Annotated in this window: 17 protein-coding genes and 4 tRNA genes; 13 read left to right on the top strand and 8 right to left on the bottom strand. The window is 44.1% G+C overall.

Features of this window, described 5'->3' with window-relative positions:
* Positions 1-115: 115 nt before the first annotated feature.
* Positions 116-826: a calcium-binding protein gene (locus R7O03_RS17385; RefSeq protein WP_005376796.1), complete on the bottom strand. Its 711-nt coding sequence runs from the start codon at positions 824-826 to the stop codon at positions 116-118.
* Between the two features lie 565 nt (positions 827-1,391).
* On the opposite strand from R7O03_RS17385, the gene rluB reads away from it, so the two are divergent.
* Complete coding sequence (rluB, locus tag R7O03_RS17390) at positions 1,392-2,330, top strand: 23S rRNA pseudouridine(2605) synthase RluB (protein WP_005376798.1); 939 nt, start codon at positions 1,392-1,394, stop codon at positions 2,328-2,330.
* Between the two features lie 187 nt (positions 2,331-2,517).
* Here rluB and R7O03_RS17395 read toward each other — a convergent pair whose 3' ends face one another.
* Positions 2,518-2,838, bottom strand: coding sequence for an HI1450 family dsDNA-mimic protein (locus tag R7O03_RS17395; protein ID WP_005376800.1), 321 nt, complete (start codon positions 2,836-2,838; stop codon positions 2,518-2,520).
* A gap of 2 nt (positions 2,839-2,840) precedes the next feature.
* Complete coding sequence (yeiP, locus tag R7O03_RS17400; RefSeq protein ID WP_005376801.1) at positions 2,841-3,407, bottom strand: elongation factor P-like protein YeiP; 567 nt, start codon at positions 3,405-3,407, stop codon at positions 2,841-2,843.
* A gap of 194 nt (positions 3,408-3,601) precedes the next feature.
* Between yeiP and R7O03_RS17405 the strand changes: the two genes are divergently transcribed.
* Positions 3,602-4,369 (top strand): nucleotidyltransferase domain-containing protein, encoded by a 768-nt coding sequence (locus tag R7O03_RS17405; RefSeq protein ID WP_318131908.1) that lies wholly within the window; start codon positions 3,602-3,604, stop codon positions 4,367-4,369.
* On the opposite strand, the gene R7O03_RS17410 is transcribed toward R7O03_RS17405, so the two are convergent.
* Entirely contained in the window at positions 4,366-6,729 is a 2,364-nt protein-coding gene (locus R7O03_RS17410) for a DNA polymerase II (RefSeq protein ID WP_318131909.1), read from the bottom strand. The genes R7O03_RS17405 and R7O03_RS17410 overlap by 4 nt on opposite strands.
* 427 nt (positions 6,730-7,156) lie before the next feature.
* Between R7O03_RS17410 and uvrY the strand changes: the two genes are divergently transcribed.
* From uvrY to nspC, 10 genes are all read left to right on the top strand, one after another.
* A complete protein-coding gene (uvrY, locus tag R7O03_RS17415) occupies positions 7,157-7,801 on the top strand; it encodes a UvrY/SirA/GacA family response regulator transcription factor (protein ID WP_005386783.1) in 645 nt (214 codons plus the stop codon).
* Between the two features lies 1 nt (position 7,802).
* Positions 7,803-9,635: an excinuclease ABC subunit UvrC gene (uvrC, locus tag R7O03_RS17420; protein ID WP_082240156.1), complete on the top strand. Its 1,833-nt coding sequence runs from the start codon at positions 7,803-7,805 to the stop codon at positions 9,633-9,635.
* 46 nt (positions 9,636-9,681) lie between these two features.
* Complete coding sequence (pgsA, locus tag R7O03_RS17425; protein ID WP_005394805.1) at positions 9,682-10,239, top strand: CDP-diacylglycerol--glycerol-3-phosphate 3-phosphatidyltransferase; 558 nt, start codon at positions 9,682-9,684, stop codon at positions 10,237-10,239.
* A gap of 463 nt (positions 10,240-10,702) precedes the next feature.
* Positions 10,703-10,776: transfer RNA gene (locus R7O03_RS17430), tRNA-Cys, on the top strand.
* 36 nt (positions 10,777-10,812) lie between these two features.
* Positions 10,813-10,888: transfer RNA gene (locus R7O03_RS17435), tRNA-Gly, on the top strand.
* A 78-nt stretch (positions 10,889-10,966) separates the two neighbouring features.
* Positions 10,967-11,053: transfer RNA gene (locus R7O03_RS17440), tRNA-Leu, on the top strand.
* A 13-nt stretch (positions 11,054-11,066) separates the two neighbouring features.
* Positions 11,067-11,142: transfer RNA gene (locus tag R7O03_RS17445), tRNA-Gly, on the top strand.
* Between the two features lie 897 nt (positions 11,143-12,039).
* On the top strand, positions 12,040-14,916 hold the full coding sequence (locus R7O03_RS17450; protein ID WP_171344307.1) for a pyridoxal phosphate-dependent class III aminotransferase: 2,877 nt from the start codon (positions 12,040-12,042) through the stop codon (positions 14,914-14,916).
* Positions 14,917-14,934: 18 nt separating this feature from the next.
* Positions 14,935-16,179, top strand: a complete 1,245-nt coding sequence (locus R7O03_RS17455; protein WP_012841628.1) for a carboxynorspermidine synthase — start codon at positions 14,935-14,937, stop codon at positions 16,177-16,179.
* Positions 16,180-16,282: 103 nt separating this feature from the next.
* On the top strand, positions 16,283-17,416 hold the full coding sequence (gene nspC, locus R7O03_RS17460) for a carboxynorspermidine decarboxylase (protein ID WP_017820473.1): 1,134 nt from the start codon (positions 16,283-16,285) through the stop codon (positions 17,414-17,416).
* 78 nt (positions 17,417-17,494) lie between these two features.
* Here nspC and R7O03_RS17465 read toward each other — a convergent pair whose 3' ends face one another.
* Positions 17,495-18,007 (bottom strand): glycine cleavage system protein R, encoded by a 513-nt coding sequence (locus tag R7O03_RS17465; protein WP_005376814.1) that lies wholly within the window; start codon positions 18,005-18,007, stop codon positions 17,495-17,497.
* 221 nt (positions 18,008-18,228) lie between these two features.
* Positions 18,229-19,131 (bottom strand): DUF3943 domain-containing protein, encoded by a 903-nt coding sequence (locus R7O03_RS17470; protein ID WP_031777259.1) that lies wholly within the window; start codon positions 19,129-19,131, stop codon positions 18,229-18,231.
* A 191-nt stretch (positions 19,132-19,322) separates the two neighbouring features.
* Between R7O03_RS17470 and R7O03_RS17475 the strand changes: the two genes are divergently transcribed.
* Positions 19,323-20,555 carry a CinA family nicotinamide mononucleotide deamidase-related protein gene (locus tag R7O03_RS17475; protein WP_017820471.1) on the top strand — a complete coding sequence of 411 codons (1,233 nt, stop codon included), beginning with the start codon at positions 19,323-19,325 and terminating at the stop codon, positions 20,553-20,555.
* Positions 20,556-20,650: 95 nt separating this feature from the next.
* On the opposite strand, the gene yfaE is transcribed toward R7O03_RS17475, so the two are convergent.
* A complete protein-coding gene (yfaE, locus tag R7O03_RS17480; protein WP_005376817.1) occupies positions 20,651-20,932 on the bottom strand; it encodes a class I ribonucleotide reductase maintenance protein YfaE in 282 nt (93 codons plus the stop codon).
* Positions 20,932-22,065 (bottom strand): class Ia ribonucleoside-diphosphate reductase subunit beta, encoded by a 1,134-nt coding sequence (gene nrdB / locus R7O03_RS17485; RefSeq protein ID WP_005376818.1) that lies wholly within the window; start codon positions 22,063-22,065, stop codon positions 20,932-20,934. The genes yfaE and nrdB overlap by 1 nt, the downstream gene beginning before the upstream one ends.
* Positions 22,066-22,087: the final 22 nt, after the last annotated feature.

Below are 22,087 nucleotides of genomic sequence, written 5' to 3' on the forward strand. Positions count from 1 at the left end.
TTGGCGCTGGACTAAACAAAGGCCCCCTTTTAGGGGGCTCACACAAAGCCACCTTCTTTAGAAGGTGGTAATTTACTATCATATCGAATATCTCATTGAACTTAACTGATTGAGGTTAAGCGAAATCGAAAATGTCGATACCATTTTGTTCTGCATAGTTGATGTATGCAGAGCTCACACCGTTTAGTGTCACTTCAACATTGTATTCATCACTTGAGAATACTGCCCAGCCACATTCATTGTAAGATAAAGTCAGATCATCCGCTGAATCCAAGAACGTATCTCGAATGCCATCGTTATCAGTGTCTCGGCCCATATCAAAGACAAGTTTGTCATGGAAAATATTAAAATCGACAATGTCGGCTTTAACATCAATATCGTTGGAAGACACTGGCTGATCAGGTACACCAATAGCTAGGCGGTTTGTAAGCACGAAGGTGTCGTCTCCACAGCCACCGCTCAGTACTGATTCACCATCACCAACAACGAGCGTGTCGTTACCCCAGCCACCACTCAAGTAGTTGTTGCCTGAATAATCAAAAATTGTGTCGTCGCCGCAGCCACCAAAGAGTTTGTCGTTTCCTAATCCGCCGGATAGGAAATCGTTTCCAAAGCCGCCAGAAACAAAGTCGTTACCTCGGCCACCAAGCAAGGTATCATCTCCCCAGCCACCGAAGACAATATCATTACCTCCGTATCCTACAAACTTATCATCACCACAGAAGCCGAAGAAAATATCGGTTGTTTCAGAGCCTTTTGTGCCTGTCATATCGTCATCTTGAGATGTCCCAAAAATCCAATTTAGGTCGAGATTTAGCATAGACATTGTTCTATTCCTTTTTGTCTGATTTATGCCAATCGCCGAGAGTGCAGAGCGAACCTAGAGAGTCAGAGTACACGATAGCATTAGTGTTATTTTTGATGTGAACTAATGACTTAAAGACAATTTTTGTCTTGTTACCCACGACCTTGCTTTGCTATGAGCGCTCATTGTCTGCGGTGATTGGTATTACTTAGCAGCAAACAGGGACGGCTTATTTTTCGTTGCTTTCTAGCAATACGAACAGTAAACACACCCCAAGTGGTTATTGTTGTAACCCTGACAATTTTATCAGGTACCGCGTGGTTAAAGTGGTTCAGGAAGACCGATATTAGTGGGATTCTCGTTGAGCAATGCCTGCATTAAGTAGTAAAAAAGTTGCAGAATAGGACAAATATTTCGGTCATTTTTGATGTGAATTTTGGTGTGGAGAATGGCGCCGATTTAGCTTACATTAACTAAGAAAGTTACGTATAATGTCCGACCGAAAAATCCCACTGAAATGGGTAAATAGCAAAATGCAGACCAATCCTGGTCTAGACGTCTGTGAAGACGACACATAGGTAGATAAATGAGCGAAAAGTTACAAAAAGTATTAGCACGTGCTGGTCACGGTTCTCGTCGTGAGATTGAATCGTTAATTAAATCTGGTCGCGTTAGCGTGAACGGTGTAGTCGCTAAGCTTGGTGAAAGACTTGAAGACGAGAGCAGCGTAGTTCGTATCGATGGTCACATTGTCTCTGCAAAGATTCAAGAAGAAGTGATTTGTCGTGTACTTGCGTACTACAAACCTGAGGGTGAACTGTGTACTCGTCACGATCCAGAAGGTCGTCGTACTGTTTTTGATCGTCTGCCAAAAATTCGTGGCTCTCGTTGGATTTCAGTTGGTCGTCTGGATGCGAACACTTCTGGTCTTCTACTTTTCACAACGGATGGTGAACTGGCGAACCGCTTAATGCACCCAAGCCGCCAAGTTGAACGTGAATACCTAGTACGTGTGTTCGGTGAAGTAACTGAACAGAAAGTTCGTAATCTAGTAAAAGGTGTTGAACTGGAAGACGGTTTAGCTCGCTTTGAAGATGTTGTTTACGCGGGTGGTGAAGGCATGAACCACACGTTTTACGTTGTTATCAACGAAGGTCGTAACCGCGAAGTTCGTCGACTATGGGAATCGCAAGAGTGTACCGTTAGCCGTCTGAAACGTGTTCGTTACGGCGACATCTTCTTAGACAAGAAACTGCCTCGTGGCGGTTGGATGGAGCTTGACCTGAAAGAAGTAAACTACTTGCGTGAGCTTGTAGAGCTTCGTCCAGAGAAAGAAACCATGCTTGATCTGAACAAAGACAACACGTCACGCAAACGTGAGCGTGCACGCAGCCAAAAAATTCGTCGCGCAGTTAAGCGCCATGAAGAGCGTGTTAACACACCAAAAGGTCGCAGCAACAACCCTTCTCGTCGTAAGCCGAAGAAGACTGCTGGTGACCAAGGCGCACGCAACAAGCATCGTTAATCGATAGCAAAACATCAGAAAGGCTTGCCAATTCGGCAAGCCTTTTTCTTATCTGTTACATAACAAAAGGATCTAAAGCCGATATAGAGCAGGGTGTTTTGGATAAACAAATATCTCAGCTAAACAAAAACAGCAGATAAAAAAATACCAGCACTAGGCTGGTATCTTTGTTCATGATGAAGAAACGTTAATCGCGTTTCCAAAGCATATGGCAGAACTTATGTTCAGGGTCTCGGCTGATTAGCATACGAGCAAATACGTCATCAAGAACGTCATTTTCCTCATTTACTAGGCCGATACGAACCTCTGCATATACTTCTTTGTCGATCTCGAAGCCAACATGTTCAACCCAGTCATCACCGGTTTCAACAAGTTCTGCGGCACCACGATCTTCAAATTGCGCAGTAAACAGTATCACGTCAGCAGGCTCTAGGTTATCTGGAGCCATCTCAAGGAAAATGTCGTACGCTGCGTCGATGACGTCGTCGTAAGAAATCAAATCAGACATGCTTATGCTCGGCTCATGTATTTACGTTCAGCTGTGTTAATGATAACACGGTCACCAGTTGCAATGTACTCAGGAACCTGGATGACAAGACCTGAAGCGAAGCGTGCTGGCTTAGTGCGAGCAGATGCAGAAGCACCTTTGATTGAAGGGTCAGTTTCTTCAATCACTAGCTCAACAGAAGATGGTAGTTCAATACCCACTGCAGCACCGTTAACAAGGATAATGTGGATACCTTGTGTATCTTCGTTGATGAACAGCATGTCGTCTTCAACTTCATTGTGCTTGAATGTGTATTGTGAGTAGTCTTCGTTATCCATGAAGATGTGCTCATCGCCGTCAGCGTATGAGTACACAACTGCACGTTTGTTCATTTCTACCGTTTCAACAACGTCATCAGACTTGTAACGCTCATCTACACGTGCGCCCGTGTTTAGATCTGTACAACGCATTTTGTAGATTTTAGCGCCGCCACGACCGCCAGGAGTCGTTACTTCGATGTCTTTAACTAGAAGAGTTTTACCATTAGACTCGATTGCGAAGCCTTTTTTGATTTCACTTGCCTTTGGCATTGTATATTCCTATTCATACTTATTAAGCAAAACTCGGAGATTATAGCGCTAAGTTAGCCGCCTAGCATTAAAATTCATTGCAGAAATTTGTTGTTACTCCCATGACTAAACACCTGAATGGACTTGATTCAGTGAGTCGGCTAAGAGAACATATAGTCCAACTTCTTGAACCATCTGAGAACACGTTTTAAGTCATGTCTCTGCCTGTTATCGATCCTAAACAACCATTTCAACCAGAGTTTGCGCCTTTAATTAGGGAAGTCACCGCTTGTCTCAAAGGTGGACTGGGGCAAAACTTACACAGCGTTTATGTATACGGTAGTGTTGCTCGTAAAACAGCGATCGTTGGGAGGTCGAACTTAGACCTGGTTGTCGTTACTCAATCATCCTTTGAGCACAATCGCGCGACTTTGCTCAACACAATTAAGTGGCGTGTGCAGCAGAGTTACTCTCAAGTTAATGGTGTATCGGTCCGTACAGCCTTAGTGAGCGAAGTGGCTAATTTAGACAGTATTTTTACTTGGGGCTTTATGCTTAAGCATTGCTGTGTCTGTGTTTATGGTGATGATCTAGCAGACTGCTTCGGTGATTACGTCCCAAGTTGGGAAATTGCTAAGCACTGGAATATGGATGTGGCAGATTGGATTACGGTGTATCGCAAAAAAATCGTACAAGCGAAGACGATAGAAGAGCAGGTGGCCGCCCAGCGCGTGATTGCTAAAAAGTTACTAAGAGCGTCATACTCTTTGGTGATGTATCGAGATAAACGTTGGTTTGATGACCCTATACAATGTGGCAAGGTATTCTTAACTTATCATCCTGAAAAGCAGCTTGAGATCGAGCGGCTAGAAATTTTACTTTCTGGCCGGGGGATTCCCAAGCGTTCTGTTATCGGGTTAATTGATGCGTTTGGTGATTGGTTAGTCAAACAGTACCAGAAAACAGAGTTTCGTATCGGCTAAAACAACCCCATTTGTGGCGCTGAAAGCCTGTCAAAGTCCGTCCCGATGAAAGGGAGAATCGCATCCGCAACAGGTTTGAGTTGTTTATCAATGTAATGTTGATAATCAATAGGGCTATTGAGGTACTCATAAGGTTCAGGGCCGTTCACGGTAATAATGTATTCAATTCGCCCTTTGTTTTGATACTGTAATGGGCGGCCAAGCTTGGCATTTATCTCATCCGCTAAACGAGCTGCACGCACTTGTGGCGGGACGTTCTTCTGATACTCATGCAGTTTTCTGCGCAGTCGCTTTTGATACACCAACTGTTCATCAAATTCACCGTTGTTAGTTTTCTCAACCATCTCTCGGACATAGTCGCTTGGATCTTCACCATGGAAAATCATGCTATAGAGTGTATTTTGAAATTTCTGTGCTAACGAGGTCCAGTCAGTACGGGCACTTTCTAACCCTTTAAATACAATCCGTTCTTGCTCTCCTTCACCGATTAAACCCGCATAGCGCTTTTTCGAGCCAGTTTCTGCGCCACGAATCGTTGGCATAAGGAATCTGCGATAATGGGTTTCATACTCGATTTCCAACATAGATGTTAGGTTGTACTCAGAACGCAGGTGTTCTTGCCACCAAGAGTTGATGTAATCAACTAATTGATTTCCAACAGCGTCAGCTTCTACTTGACTGTATGGTCGATTCAACGACACGAATGTGGAATCCGTATCGCCGTAAATCACTTGATATCCTTGCTCCTCAATCAGCACCTTAGTTTGCTTCATGATTTCATGTCCGCGCATGGTAATACTAGAAGCTAACCGAGTATCAAAGAAACGACATCCCGATGAGCCCAGTACGCCATAAAAGGAGTTCATGATGATTTTGATTGCCTGAGAAAAAGCTTTTTCATTGTTCTTCTTTGCAACATCACGTGCTGCCCAAAGCTTTTCAATCATTTCTGGTAAAAAGTGTTTCGTACGATGGAACTGCCCACCGCGAAAGCCAGGTACAGCCTGATTTTCTTCTTTTCCAATATGGAGCAATAACCCCTCAACTAAACCCATAGGATCAATCAAGAAAGAGCGAATAATCGATGGATATAGACTCTTAAAATCCAATACTAAAACAGAATCATATAGGTTAGGGATGGAGTCCATCACGTAACCTCCGGGGCTGGCAATCCAATTTTCAGGGTGTAGGTTTGGGGCGACGTAGCCTGCTCGGTGTATCTGAGGCATGTATAGGTTTGTGAATGCTGCAACCGAACCGCCAACACGATCCAGTTCGACACCAGTGAGACGAGAGCGCTCTATTGCAAAGTCGAGCAGGTGAGTGTGATTGAAAATCTTATTCACTAACACGCAGTCTTGTAAATTATATTTAGCCAGCGATGGTTTGTCGGAGCGGTACATACGATTGATCTCATCCATGCGGTCATGAACGTTGTGGATTTCTTTCCCTTCCCCTAAGAGTTCTTGAGATACAGACTCTAATGACCAAGACCGAAAGTGATAAGTCGCCGTTTTTAACGTATCGATACCGTCCATTACAACTCGCCCTGGAATGGAAATAAACCCTTGTTGGCTTTGAGATGAACTTCTGAAAAAGCTGGCTTGGTCTGCTCTACCAAGCATTAGCTTCATGTTGTGCCATTCTGCTCGTTTGTGTAGCAGACGAAAGTCAAAATCAATGACGTTCCAACCGACAATGACATCGGGGTCGAATTGTTTAAACCAAACGATGAGTGCTTCTAGAAGCGCTTTTTCATCCTTAACCCATTGTATCGGTGTCTCCGAAGGTTCTGGTTCTCCGATCATGATAACGCGGGAATCCATGACGCTGTCTAATCCGATTGAGTAAAGAATGCCTTTCTCAGAGCATTCTAGATCTAACGAGACAACGTTTAACTTCGGCTCATATTGCCCCGCACGGCATTTTGCGCTCTGGACGCGTTGGTAGCCATTGGTGCGAGTCACATTGCCTGTAAACTCGATACTGCCTTTGATAAAACGCTCCATTAGGTAGCGATCGGCGAGGCGAATATCACTTTCATACGTAGTGATATCTTTTTGAGCGAATGTGTCTTTGAGTGCGAGAGCGTCTCTGGTTACATTGGTATAGCAGGCAGCAAGAGGCGTATGTTCAAACGTTTTGAGATCCAAAAGGCGGATGTCGACGAATATGTTTTTTTCTCGTGCGAGTGTCTTTGCTTGCTCTGAGTGTTTCTGAGCGATGAAAAATACTGGCTTCTCACCATTAATAAGTAACTGAGTAGGACCTGCTTCTGTCGAAAGCCACAGCTCGATTTGAGTTTGACCTTTGATGTCTCGTGCCTGTCGAGTTAGCAGGAAGCCTTGTTGAATATTCAAATGTGAGAAACCTTAGAAAACTTGAAGAACGTTAGTTTAACACTAAGAACTGTAAAAATAACCAGTAAAGAAAGCGTCTCAAATTTTTGCTGGAATTAGTGATTACAAGTTAGTCTTTGGTGCAAGAGGGACAGTGTCATTTTAAGTTATAGCGTGTTTCTCTGGGCAATATGAAACCTAGTTACTTGATTTATTGTACTTAATGTTGTTAATTGTCTTTTCTTAGATTTCGGTTCTGCTCATCACGCTCTAAAATAATAGAGTGGTTTATGAATAAGTTCTTGCTAAAGTTTGCGTTTCAGCACATATTCATAGAAAGCAATTTTTTGTCGATTACGTTAGTATATAGGCAGTCATACTGATATCCACATTTAACAAGTAATGGTTATGTGGGTGCAGAACCAATACAAAGTGTGGAGATACAAGTTTGATAAATGTTTTCCTTGTAGATGATCACGAGCTGGTTCGCACAGGGATACGACGTATTATTGAAGACGTCCGTGGAATGAACGTAGCAGGAGAAGCTGACAGCGGTGAAGATGCAGTAAAATGGTGTCGCAGTAATCATGCTGACGTCGTTTTAATGGACATGAACATGCCAGGAATTGGCGGCTTGGAAGCCACTAAAAAAATTCTTCGCGTGAATCCTGATGTGAAAATCATCGTACTTACCGTTCATACAGAAAACCCGTTTCCAACCAAGGTGATGCAGGCAGGTGCGTCTGGTTATTTAACCAAAGGTGCTGGCCCTGACGAAATGGTGAATGCGATTCGTGTAGTTAATAGTGGGCAGCGTTACATCTCGCCAGAGATTGCGCAGCAGATGGCATTGAGTCAATTTTCTCCAGCCTCTGAGAACCCTTTTAAAGACTTATCCGAACGTGAATTGCAGATCATGCTTATGATCACCAAAGGCCAAAAGGTAACGGATATTTCTGAGCAACTTAATTTAAGTCCAAAGACAGTCAACAGCTATCGCTACCGACTCTTTAGTAAATTGGACATTAATGGTGACGTTGAGTTAACTCACTTAGCGATTCGCCACGGAATGCTGGACACCGAGACCCTTTAGCGTGAATCCTCCTTTCGATTCGGCTTCCTTTCTCAAGACAGTAACTCATCAGCCCGGCGTTTACAGAATGTACAACGCCGAAGCTGTTGTAATCTACGTAGGTAAAGCCAAAGACCTTAAAAAGCGCCTTTCAAGCTACTTTCGAAAAAAAGTAGACAGTGAGAAAACTCGCGCGCTTGTCAGTAATATCGCCAAAATAGACGTCACGGTGACTCACACTGAGACAGAAGCGCTGATCTTAGAGCATAACTACATCAAGCAGTATTTGCCGAAATACAATGTGTTGCTGCGAGATGATAAGTCTTACCCTTATATCTTTATTAGCGGTCATAAGCACCCACGGCTTTCTATCCACCGTGGCGCCAAGAAGCGCAAAGGTGAATATTTTGGCCCCTACCCAGATTCTGGTGCAGTAAGAGAAACATTGCATTTGCTGCAAAAGATATTTCCTGTGCGCCAGTGTGAAGACACTGTCTATTCCAACCGAACGCGCCCATGTTTGATGTACCAAATTGGTCGTTGTGCAGGACCATGCGTTAATACCATCATTTCTGATGAAGAATATGCAGAGTTGGTTGGCTTTGTGCGCATGTTTTTGCAAGGCAAAGATCAGCAAGTACTCAAACAGTTGATTGAGAAAATGGAAGTTGCTAGTCAGCAATTGCGCTTTGAAGATGCCGCTAAATTTCGCGATCAAATCCAAGCGATTAGGCGTGTTCAAGAGCAGCAGTACGTCTCAGAAGACAGCATGGATGATATGGATGTACTCGGGTTTGCTCAGGAGAATGGTATCGCGTGTATCCATATCCTGATGATACGCCAAGGCAAAGTGCTTGGTAGCCGTAGCCATTTTCCGAAAATCCCACAAAATACAAGCCAGCAGGAAGTGTTCGATAGTTTTCTGACTCAATACTATTTGAGCCATAACGAAGCACGTACAATTCCTTCTCGTATTATTTTGAATCAAGAGTTGGCAGAAGATATTGCGCCAATACAGAAAGCGTTAAGTGAAGTGGCAGGCCGTAAGGTTCATTTTCATACGTCGCCAACTGGCTCTCGAGCAAGGTATCTCAAGCTTTCGAACACTAATGCACTAACGGCGATTACCACCAAAATCAATCACAAAATGACGATTAATCAGCGTTTTCATGCGCTTCGCGAAACATTGAATTTGGAGTCTATAGCTCGAATGGAATGTTTTGATATCTCCCATACGATGGGGGAAAGCACGATTGCGTCATGTGTGGTGTTCAACAACGAAGGCCCCGTAAAGCAGGAGTATCGTCGCTACAACATTACTGGGATTACCGGTGGTGATGATTACGCAGCAATGGGACAAGCGTTGGAGCGCCGTTATTCGAAGCAATTGGACGTAGAGAAAATTCCCGACATCATCTTTATCGATGGCGGTAAAGGTCAGTTAAATCGTGCGCATGACATCATTTCGCAGTACTGGGGGGATTGGCCAAAGCGTCCTATCATGATTGGTATTGCAAAAGGCGTTACTCGCAAACCAGGTTTAGAAACGCTGATTACAGTCGATGGGGAGGAGTTTCATTTACCAAGCGATGCTCCTGCGCTGCACCTTATCCAACATATTCGTGATGAAAGCCATAACCATGCTATAGCGGGGCACCGTGCTAAGCGAGGTAAAACCAGACGTACGAGTGCACTCGAAGGGATTGAAGGAATCGGCCCTAAACGACGTCAGGCGTTACTCAAGTACATGGGTGGGTTACAAGAACTTAAACGTGCAAGTGTCGAAGAAATCGCCAAAGTACCGGGAATAAGTCACTCTTTAGCAGAAATTATTTTCCAAGCATTGAAACAATAAGGAAAATCGCGCAACATTAAGCCGCAATGTGTAAGAGAATAATAAAATGCGTTTGAATATCCCGAACATTCTGTCTCTTCTTAGACTGTTCCTAATCCCTGTTTTTGTGGTTGTCTTTTATCTACCTTATTCATGGGCACCGTTTGCAGCAGCAATGGTGTTTTGGGTAGCGGGTTTTACTGACTGGCTTGACGGCATGTTGGCCCGTAAACTTGGCCAAACTTCTCGTTTTGGCGCGTTTATTGATCCTGTCGCTGATAAAGTGCTAGTGGCAACGGCATTGATTCTAATCACGGAACATTATCATTCAATTTGGGTGACCATTCCTGCGGTAACGATGATTGCGCGAGAAATCATTATCTCAGCATTGCGAGAATGGATGGCTGAAATCGGTAAGCGAGCAAGTGTTGCGGTATCTTGGGTTGGCAAAGTAAAAACTGTTTCGCAAATGTTCGCCTTATGGGTGTTGATATGGCGTTACGATGAATGGATGGTTTGGCTAGGCTTTGCGGCCTTGTATGTGGCAACTTTCTTGACATATTGGTCAATGATTCAATATTTGGCTGCTGCGAAAGACGATCTGTTGAATGAAGAGCACCATTAAATTCTGATGTTAGAAAGCAGGCTTAATAGCCTGCTTTTTTGTATCTAAGGCAATCTACAGCATTTTTTGGCTTCTCCCGCTTTTCAATGCTTGCTAACGGCCATGTTTGCAATTTGTATCTGGGGCTTTTGCTTCGATAGAGTTCTATTTGTGATCTAAGTCTTGTTTTTGTCCTTGGAGAGTCTTAGAGAGGCGAGTCTTCTGATTATTAATACTTCAATGCACGCAACGCACGGCCAGCAGTGTAAGGCGTAGCCAAAGTTTTATGATAAACAAGTGTATTTAAGCGATTTTTAGTATTAAAACTAAGCAATCCATCGTCTTTCGCACAAATTCTAGTCAAACGATTTAAAAAAATAAAAATAGTGTTGACTCGATCGCTCGAATCCGTAGAATGCATCCCGTACCCAAGAGAGCACGGCTCGAAAGGGTGGTGAAAAAGCTTAGCTTTATTCACAAATGAGGCGCCTTGGCAGAGTGGCTATGCAGCGGATTGCAAATCCGTGGACCTCGGTTCGACTCCGGGAGGCGCCTCCATTATTCTTTTGAGAGCGAATGGCTTTCGAGAAAAATGCGACACTAGCTCAGTTGGTAGAGCGCAACCTTGCCAAGGTTGAGGTCACGAGTTCGAACCTCGTGTGTCGCTCCAAATTTTATTGATATGGCATTTAGCGGTATCAGATGGTGTTTTACTTTTCTGTAAAGGCATCACAAAGAATATTTGTGTGCCCTGGTGGTGGAATTGGTAGACACAAGGGATTTAAAATCCCTCGACGTTCGCGTTGTGCCGGTTCAAGTCCGGCCCGGGGCACCATCTCATATTAAATGCGACACTAGCTCAGTTGGTAGAGCGCAACCTTGCCAAGGTTGAGGTCACGAGTTCGAACCTCGTGTGTCGCTCCAGATTTAAGGCCTAACATGAAAATGTTAGGCCTTTTTCGTATTTTTTGAAAATCTCAAACTTCTTTTCTGTCACAGACTTCGTTAAGTAACGAACCCTTTGTCTAATTGACTCAAGTGATTGTTCATTCTGCCATTGCAAAGCATCTTAGCCATTCCTACTAGTCTATGTTTAAACCATCACTTGTGGAGAATAACCACTCTTGCTCCAGGCAAAGCTGTGACGAGAATGCTATCTTTTTAAATGTTCCGGATATTGAAAGGAATGTTTTACGATTAAGCAGCACAACCTTAAACCTCTGTTGGATGAGGTGATGATATCTCAAGAATATTTGTTTAAATAACAGCTGTTTGAGAGAAGCAGAAAAGCATAGCTCATGAATATGAACATGCGAGTTACGATGGGGTATGTTTTGTTGTGATTTACATCACTGTTACTAATATGAAAAATCGTTGCCAGAAGATTTTATTTTGTGATAAATTCGCGCGCAATCTCGGAGCGTAATTAACAACGTTTGATCTCTGGGGGATACGCGTAGTGACCATTCAAGCTGATTGTGACACTGCGTAGGGTAGGTATCGGCAAAGCCTTTTGTCGATAGACGGGATACTAATGCTGTAAACGCGGCATATTAATGGGAAACCCAACATTGAAACCTTTGAATAAACACACACTAATCAGCTTCATACTGCCGAAATGTCCTGTTTTACAAAACGGGTGCATTACAGAACCTTGATTAATCCCTTTTACATATAAAGTCGCGAGTATCGTGGCGGATGATCTGTATTTGTCATTTATGCACTGACAAATGCGGAGGGGTATTCACACCTCCTGTAATTTCATTCTAATGATTATTAATACAGGATACAGAATTATTATAATTCAAGGGATTATGTAGTATGAGCACTGCCTTTGAAGTCGATAGCAATATCGCAAACATTTTTTCGTCTCAGGTTCCTATCGTTGAGGGAACGTATGACTTAACGCCAGATCAAGTATTGATTGATCAGGCTGAGCATGAATCTGAAGTACGTTCTTATCCACGTCGTTTGCCGATCGCAATTAAACAAGCCTTTGGGTGCTTGGTTGAAGATACGCGTGGACAGATCTTTCTAGACTGCCTTGCGGGGGCAGGCACTCTAGCTTTGGGGTATAACCATCCTGAAATAAACCAAGCTCTGAAAGAGCAATTAGATTCAGGACTGCCATATCAGACGCTAGATATTGCAACATCAGCAAAAACGACGTTTATTCAATCTGTTAAGTCTTTTCTTCCTCAAGAGTTAAGCGAGAACAGCGTTATCCAATTTTGTGGCCCGTCTGGAGCTGATGCGGTTGAAGCTGCTATCAAGCTCGCGAAACAGACTACCGGTCGCAACACTATGTTTGCCTTCCGTGGCGCATACCATGGTATGACTAATGGTACGATGGGGATGATGGGTAACTTAGGCACCAAAGCTCGTCGAACTGGTTTGATGTCGGATGTGCACTTTATGCCTTTCCCATACAACCTGCGTTGTCCTTTTGGGCTTGGCGGTGATGAAGGTGCAAAAGCAAGTATTCGCTATATCGATCGTCTTTTAAACGATGATGAGTCAGGCATTATGAAGCCTGCCGCGATTATCGTGGAGCCAGTGCAAGGTGAGGGTGGTGTTGTTCCTGCGCCAGCATTCTGGCTACGAGAGTTACGTCGTATTTGTGATGAACACGGTATCTTACTGATCTTCGATGAGATCCAGTGTGGTGTTGGTAAAACTGGCTACAATTTCGCGTTCGAAGAGTCGGGCATTGTTCCAGATATTCTGTGTTTATCAAAAGCAATTGGTGGTGGCTTACCAATGTCGCTATTGGTTATCAACAAGCAACATGATACATGGAAGCCGGGCGAGCACACAGGTACATTTCGTGGTAACCAGCTAGCTATGGTCTCTGGTGCGAAAGCATTAGAAATTATCCAGCGTGATAATCTTGTTGAGCATGCCAATATTGCGGGTCAGTACTTGCGCTACGGCCTTGAGAGTATTCAAAAGCGTGTGAACTGTATCGCAGAGGTTCGTGGCAAAGGTTTGATGCTAGGCGTGGAGATTAAAAATCCAGACGGTGAGCTCAATAAATTTGGTGAACCTCAAGCGGATAGTGAACTCACACTTTCTATTCAACGCGCAGCACTCGAGCGTGGCTTGATCGTTGAGAAAGGTGGACGCGAAGGCGCAGTAATTCGTTTCCTTCCTCCTCTTATCATCTCGTTTGAACAAATCGACTTTGCTTTACGTGTATTTGAAGACGCGATTTTAGCCGCTGGCGGTAGTCACATCGAAACTCAGCCACAAGATGAATGGAAGAAGCATTTCATCCACACTGGAGAGATGGGCAGCAATGAATTTGCTTCGGTGATGAATCACACTACTACGGCAATGAAGTCAGTGTTTGAACAAGTGACTGCACCGTATTCAGGTATGGATCCAAAAGCATTGGAAGCAGCGATTCACGACGTTGATCTTGATAATGGAAATGCGCCTCTTAAATCCGTTATCGACGATGCTGCTGATCTGGTCGCGAAAAACGCAATTTTTACTCAACATCCAGATTGTATTGCTCACCTGCATACTCCACCGTTGATGCCAGCGATTGCGGCAGAGGCAATGATTGCGGCTTTGAACCAGTCGATGGACTCATGGGATCAAGCTTCATCAGCGACTTATGTTGAACAGAAAGTTGTGAACTGGCTATGCGATAAATATGAGTTAGGTGCAAAAGCGGACGGTATCTTCACGAGCGGCGGCACGCAAAGTAACCAAATGGGTTTGATGCTTGCGCGAGATTGGATTGCTGACAAACTCAGTGCACACTCAATTCAAAAGCTTGGCCTTCCTGAATACGCAGACAAGCTACGTATTGTATGTTCGAAAAAATCCCACTTCACGGTTCAAAAATCAGCGTCTTGGATGGGGTTGGGTGAAAAAGCGGTCATGACTGTCGATGCTAATGCCGATGGAACGATGGATGTCACTAAATTAGACGAAGTTCTCAATCAGGCCAAAGCAGAAGGTTTGATCCCATTTGCCATTGTTGGCACAGCGGGCACAACGGACCACGGTGCTATTGATGACTTAGACTTTATCGCCGATATGGCAGCGAAACATGACATGTGGATGCATGTCGACGGTGCATACGGTGGAGCTCTGATTCTAAGTAGCCAAAAAGCGCGTCTGAAAGGTTGTGAGCGTGCACATTCCATCAGCGTAGACTTCCATAAGCTGTTTTACCAAACCATCAGTTGTGGTGCGCTATTGGTAAATGACAAGTCTAACTTTAAATTCCTGCTTCACCATGCAGACTATTTGAACCGCGAACACGACGAACTACCGAACTTGGTGGATAAGTCTATTGCGACAACTAAGCGTTTTGATGCGCTCAAAGTGTTTATGACGATGCAAAGCGTAGGGCCAAAAGCCCTAGGCGATATGTATGATCATTTGCTTGAACAGACGCTTGAAGTGGCAGACATGATTCGAGATAACAAACACTTTGAGTTGTTGGCTGAACCATCACTGTCTACGGTTCTGTTCCGCGCGACACATGAATCAGCGGATCTTGATGAACTGAACAAAACGTTGCGCTTAGAAGCGTTAACACGCGGTATCGCGGTATTGGGTGAAACCATTGTCGACGATAAAACTGCATTGAAATTTACGATTTTGAACCCGTGTCTGACGACGGCGGACTTTGAATCTTTGCTCTCAAAAATCAATACGCTAGCGGCAGAGCTAGTTTAACAAAGGTAACGGAAAACTATGGCAATTCTACAGATTGGTGCAGGCGGCGTTGGCTGGGTAGTTGCACATAAAGCAGCACAAAACAACGACGTTCTGGGTGATATCACAATCGCATCACGTACCGTAGGTAAGTGTGAGAAAATCATCGAATCGATTCAGAAGAAAAACAATCTGAAAGATTCAACTAAGAAATTAGAAGCGCGAGCGGTAAACGCGGACGACGTAGATTCTTTAGTTGCTTTAATTAAAGAAGTACAACCTGACTTAGTGATCAACGCAGGTCCTCCTTGGGTGAACATGTCTATTATGGAAGCATGTTACCAAGCTAAAGTGTCATACCTTGATACATCTGTTGCGGTTGATTTGTGCTCTGAAGGCCAACAAGTACCTCAAGCTTACGATTGGCAGTGGGGTTACCGTGAGAAGTTTGAAGAAGCGGGCATTACAGGTATTCTTGGTGCTGGTTTCGATCCGGGCGTAGTATCGGTGTTTGCCGCATACGCAGTGAAACATCTGTTCGATGAAATCGATACTATCGACGTAATGGATGTAAACGCAGGCGACCACGGTAAGAAGTTCGCAACTAACTTTGATCCAGAAACGAACATGCTTGAGATTCAAGGCGATTCGTTCTACTGGGAAAACGGCGAGTGGAAACAAGTACCTTGTCACTCACGTATGCTTGAGTTTGAATTCCCGAATTGTGGTTCACACAAAGTGTACTCAATGGCGCACGACGAAGTTCGATCTATGCAAGAGTTCATCCCTGCGAAACGCATCGAATTCTGGATGGGCTTTGGTGACCGTTACCTAAACTACTTCAATGTGATGCGCGACATCGGTCTACTCAGCCCAGATCCACTAACGCTTCATGACGGTACGGTTGTTCAACCTTTGCACGTGCTAAAAGCACTACTACCAGATCCAACATCACTCGCGCCAGGCTACACTGGCCTAACGTGTATCGGTACTTGGGTTCAAGGTAAGAAAGATGGTAAAGAGCGCAGTGTATTTATTTACAACAACGCTGATCACGAAGTCGCATACGAAGATGTTGAACACCAAGCTATCTCATACACCACTGGCGTACCAGCGATCACTGCGGCTTTGCAGTTCTTCCGTGGCAAATGGGCAGACAAAGGCGTGTTCAACATGGAGCAGCTAGATCCAGACCCATTCCTAGAAACCATGCCATCTATTGGTCTAGATTGGCATGTTCAAGAACTGGAGCCAGGACAACCTGTTATCCATAAATTGAAGTAAGAATTTAGCGACTCTTATTTGTACGTTTAAGCCGATGCACTTGCGTCGGCTTTGTTCGATTTTATAGTGTCTTTGCTAAGGCGAAGGGACGTAAGGTATCAAAATGCAACAAAACGAACTAAAAACGCCATACTTCATGATCAATGAAGACAAGCTGATTGAGAACCTAGAGAAAGCAAAACAGCTAAAAGACATCTCTGGTGTGAAGCTTGTATTAGCACTGAAGTGCTTCTCAACATGGGGTGTATTCGACATCATCAAGCCTTACCTAGACGGAACAACAAGTTCTGGCCCGTTTGAAGTGAAGCTTGGCTACGAAACGTTCGGTGGTGAGACACACGCATACAGTGTGGGTTACAGCGAAGATGACGTTCGCGATGTGGCGGACATCTGTGACAAGATGATCTTTAACTCTCAGTCACAGCTAGCGGCTTATCGTCATATTGTCGAAGGCAAAGCATCGATTGGCTTGCGCCTAAACCCAGGTGTGAGCTATGCAGGGCAAGACTTAGCAAACCCAGCGCGTCAATTCTCTCGTCTTGGTGTTCAGGCTGATCACATCAAACCGGAAATTTTTGATGGTATTGATGGCGTAATGTTCCACATGAACTGTGAGAACAAAGACGTGGATGCGTTTATCGGCTTACTCGATGCTATTTCAGCTCAGTTTGGCGAGTACCTAGATAAGCTGGACTGGGTAAGCATGGGCGGCGGCGTGTTCTTCACATGGCCGGGTTATGACATCGAAAAGCTTGGCCTAGCGCTGAAAGCGTTTGCTGAAAAACACGGCGTGCAAATGTACCTAGAACCGGGCGAAGCGATCATTACCAAGACGACTGACCTAGTGGTCACTGTGGTTGATATCGTTGAGAACGTAAAGAAGACGGCGATTGTCGATTCAGCCACAGAAGCTCACCGCTTAGATACGTTGATCTACAATGAGCCAGCGTCAATTCTTGAAGCATCTGAAAATGGTGAACACGAGTATGTGATCGGCTCGTGCTCTTGTTTGGCTGGAGACCAGTTCTGCGTGGCGAACTTCGAACAGCCTCTAGAGATAGGACAGCGTCTGCATATTCTAGATAGTGCCGGTTACACCATGGTGAAACTGAACTGGTTTAACGGTCTACGTATGCCGTCGGTCTACTGTGAACGCTCGAATGGTGACATTCAAAAACTGAATGAATTTGACTACTCTGATTTCAAACGTTCACTGTCTCAGTGGTCAGTGATATAAAACGTATTGAGTATTAGAACGACAAAGAGCAGCTGAATTGCTGCTCTTTTTATTGGGGGAAGCGTTAAAGGTATGCAGTTAGCTTTCTACAATTACACGAGTGTCTTCACTCAGAGATTCTAACTCATTGGCTATGTCTTCAATTTCTAGCTCGCTAGGTAGTTTTATCGCCATTTTAGCGCTGAATAAGCTAGAGCTTACCCCTCCGCCTCCTGCAATGAATACACGCTGACAATCCATATCTAAAATTGAGATACCTTGATTATCGAGAACGTGAGTAATTTCATTCACAATACCCGCTCTATCGTTGGCATCTAAACGAAGTTGGAAGATAGTGTCTTCACGATATGAGTGAGGCTCAGAGTCGACGAACCTAACAACAAGAGTCTGACAAGAAGAGAACGCTTGTTTAACGATGTCGGCATTTTCTCTTGGAAGCTCTACTTTGATGACACCTGCAACTTGGTCTTCGATAAAGTTTACTTTGCTGATCAGCCATTTCCCGCCGTTTTCGTGTGTGATTGCAGCGAGCTCTTTAATCGTGGCGGGTGACGCTTGTCCGACAAAATTAACAATAAATACGGTGTTCATAATGTCCCCTCCTGGAATCAAGGTTTGGACGCAGTACGAATAAACGTGCTACTTAAGTTATTGGAATAAATCCTTTTATTTAGTGTAGGTGCTAAGGGCGGGTAATGTTTGATGAAAGTCAATTTTTAACACTAATTCGTGATGCAAATAATTAAAACAATGTTCAGAGCACAAAAAAGCAGCCATCGTAAGGCTGCTTTTTACCGAGTATCAACTTAGGATTAGAAGGTTACTTTTAACTCGACACCATAAAATTGACTGTCGTAGTTTGCGCCTGCGTCCATGGCGAATTTTGCAACATCTTGGTTTCCAAACCAAGGTGATGAATTGAATTGTAGTTCTGCACTACCGCCCCATGCATCAGTTACCCAATAATGAATATGTCCAACAGGGTTTAAGAAGAAGAGCGAAACATCACCTGCGGTTTCAGAGCCCATAACTTCGCCGCCGTTTGCAATAATGTCTTGCTCAGCCGTTAACATCATTTCACCAACAACAGCACCAAAGAATGGTGTGATAAAAATATCCTGCCAAGATGGTACTTCTGCGAACGCCTCCACGCCATACTCCCAAAAGAACGTCGACATAGTTGCGGAGTACAAAAACGACTGAAATTCATTATAGCCAGCGTGACGTGCTGCCGTGTAGTAAACGCCGCCAAAATATGGGTGCATGATGTAGTTGAGGACATGTTCATCGCGATCCCAAACGGGGCCGTCAGAGACATTATCTTTCCACTTTTGCCCCAACTTACTCATGTCTCGGTCTTCTTCGTCCCATTTGGTGATACTTTCTGGAAGAAAAGTCATCATGCCTACGGTCGCGATACTGAGACCTAGAATGGTGTAGGTTTGACCCATCAGATAATCCCAGTCTTTATCTTGAGGGATGATGAGATGTTTAGGCTGAAGCCCTGCGTCAAGGTTTAGCGAATCATCACTATTCTGTTCATACATAACACCGCGATTTTGAGCCTCGAAGGTGTACAGAGTCGTCGTTTCGCAGTAACCTGACAAACAATCAGGTGTGTAAGAAAACTCTGTATGACGGCTTAGGTCATAGTGACTTGCGTGCGCAAGCGCTGACGAAGCCAAGCAAAGGCCTGTTAGAGTCGTCTTGAACATGGATGATTTTGACACAAAGGTCTCCGAGTTAATGGTGTATGTTCGGGCTCGTAATTATCCCTCAAAACATCAATCATTTAAACACTTGACCCTTATTTAGTCCCAACAAACCTCGGCGAGATTTGTCCAAATAAAAAGAAAAATAAGCGCTATAACGAAAATAGGATTGTGCTTACGTTCAGGAGTCAGTTGTGAAAATAGCAATGCTTAGTACTGGTGAGGAAGTCCTCCACGGTGATATTGTTGATACTAATGCGGCATGGTTGTCTAGCCTGTTTTATCAACATGGATTTGGCTTAACAAAGCGCTCAACGGTTGGTGATAGCCTATCGAGTTTGGTTGAAGAGTTTTTAATGCTCAGCTTTAACAACGATGTGGTTATTGTTAATGGTGGTTTAGGCCCTACAACGGATGACATGAGTGCTGCCGCCGCCGCGAGAGCCGCCGATTGTAAACTGGTGCTATTCAAAGAGTGGTTGCAGCATCTAGAAAGTTTGTATGCTCGACGTGGCATCCCTATGCCGGACAGTAATTTAAAGCAAGCAATGCTGCCAGAAACGGCAGAGATATTGGACAACCCGATAGGCACTGCTTGCGGTTTCAAAATGCTGATTAATGATGCCATTTTTTATTTCACACCGGGTGTACCAAGTGAATTTAAGCTCATGGCAGAGACGCAAATTCTTCCCGATCTGAGAAGAGTGTTTCCCGATGTTCAAGGTTCATGTTGTAGTCGAATCTACACGTTTGGTCTATCTGAATCCGGTATTTCAGATAAGCTAGATCAGCTAAAACTTCCTCAAGACTATGAGCTAGGGTATCGCTCTTACTTGCCTTTTATTGAAGTGAAACTTTTTGGTCCTTCAGATCAGATTGAACAGCGTTTGAAACTAGTACAGATAATTAATAAACACCTTGAGAGTAATACCGTTAGTATTGATTTACCTATGGTTGAAAATGTCGGCCAGTTGTTGGTCGATAAAGGACTAACAGTGTCGACCTCCGAAAAAAGTAGCGGAGGATACTTAACGTACTGGCTAAACGGTGATGAAAACGCTGAAAAACAACTAGGGCATGGTTGGATACTACCGAGCCTGACTCAAGCGATGGCCAACAGCGGAGATCCATTAGCAGAAACGTTTGCTCTGGCTGGTGCTACGCGAGAGAAGTGTGGGACGGATTTATCACTCGTCACTGGCCATATTGAAGAGGGCGTTTTTTCCGTCGCTTTATCGACACCGTCAGGCGAGTGGGGAGCGTTATATAAACTCTCGAAAAAGTATCAGCGCAGTGATCAAGTTAAAGTGATCAGCACGGCAGCACTAGACTTGTTGCGTCGCTACCTAGAACGTAAACCGATGTTTGCGCATTATGCATTTTTAGAGAAAGTTAAAGAGATGCACCTCCCGAGCAGTGCTTTATAACCAAAGCTCTCTACAGTAGTCTAAGAGACAAAACACAGAGACAAAAAGCCAAGGTGATTACCTTGGCTTTTGCATTTTATACCGTCGAGTCAACGTTATGCGCGCTGCTTTTCTTTCATCGCGTAGTTAACGCCGCTAAGTGACAAATCTGATTTTGCTTTACAGATACAAGGTAATATTTCATCACTTTGTGTGTAAGCCATGGCAAAACCAACATACTCCACTTCACCAGACTCCAATTTGCAGCGACAGGCGCCGCAGTGCCCGTCACGGCAGTTGTATTCTGGTAATAGGCCAGCTTGCTCCATTGTTTCCAAAATCGTATTGGAAGGGTTGGATTCAATGCTGATCAGTTTGTTGATTTTGAGTGTTGCCATTACAGCTCGAATCCTTCGAAGTCATCTGCGCGAACTTCATTGTCAATTTGACCCACAAGGTAAGAAGAGATTTCTGCTTCTTGAGGCGCAACTTGAACGTTATCTGAAGACAACCAAGCGTTAATCCATGGAATTGGGTTAGTTGTTGCTTCTGGATACGCTGCTGGTAGACCTACCGCTTGCATACGAATATTTGTGATGTATTCAACGTATTGGCTTAGGATGTCTTTGTTTAGACCGATCATAGAGCCATCTTTGAATAGATACTCTGCCCACTCTTTTTCTTGCTCAGCCGCTTCTTTGAATAGGTCAAAACAGTCCTGTTTTGCCTCTTCTGCGATTTGCATGAAAGTGAAGTCATCTTGACCGTTACGTAGCAGGTTGATCATGTGCTGCGTGCCATTTAAGTGAAGTGCTTCGTCACGAGCGATCAGCTTGATGATTTTCGCGTTACCTTCCATTAGTTCGCGTTCTGCGAAAGCGAAAGAACATGCGAAACTTACGTAAAAACGAATAGCTTCTAATGCGTTAACAGACATCAGACAGATGTACAGCTTCTTCTTAAGATCGTACAGACTAACCTTAACCGTTTCACCGTTAAGGACATGCTCACCTTCACCGTAGCGATGGTAATCATTCGTCGCTTGAATCAAATCGTCGTAGTAGTGCGCGATGTCTTTTGCACGCTTCAGAATGTGCTCGTTCTCAACGATATCATCAAACACTACAGCAGGGTCGTTCACGATGTTACGAATAATGTGTGTGTAAGAACGAGAGTGAATCGTTTCAGAGAAAGACCAAGTCTCAATCCAAGTCTCTAGTTCTGGCAGAGACACAAGCGGCAGCAGTGCCACGTTAGGGCTACGACCTTGAATAGAGTCAAGAAGCGTTTGGTACTTCAAGTTAGAGATGAAGATGTGCTTCTCGTGATCTGGCAGTTTGTTGTAATCGATACGGTCGCTAGATACGTCTACTTCTTCTGGACGCCAGAAGAAAGAAAGTTGTTTCTCGATAAGTTTTTCGAAAATCTCAAACTTTTGTTGGTCGTAACGTGCAACGTTTACTGATTGACCTAGGAACATTGGTTCCTTCAATTGGTCATTCTTTTTTTGGTTAAAAGTACTGTAAGCCATAATGCCTCAATTCCTTTTAAAC

Origin of the sequence: Vibrio sp. Vb2960, assembly GCF_033337665.1 — a bacterium.
In the GTDB taxonomy this organism is placed as follows: Bacteria; Pseudomonadota; Gammaproteobacteria; order Enterobacterales; family Vibrionaceae; genus Vibrio; species Vibrio alginolyticus.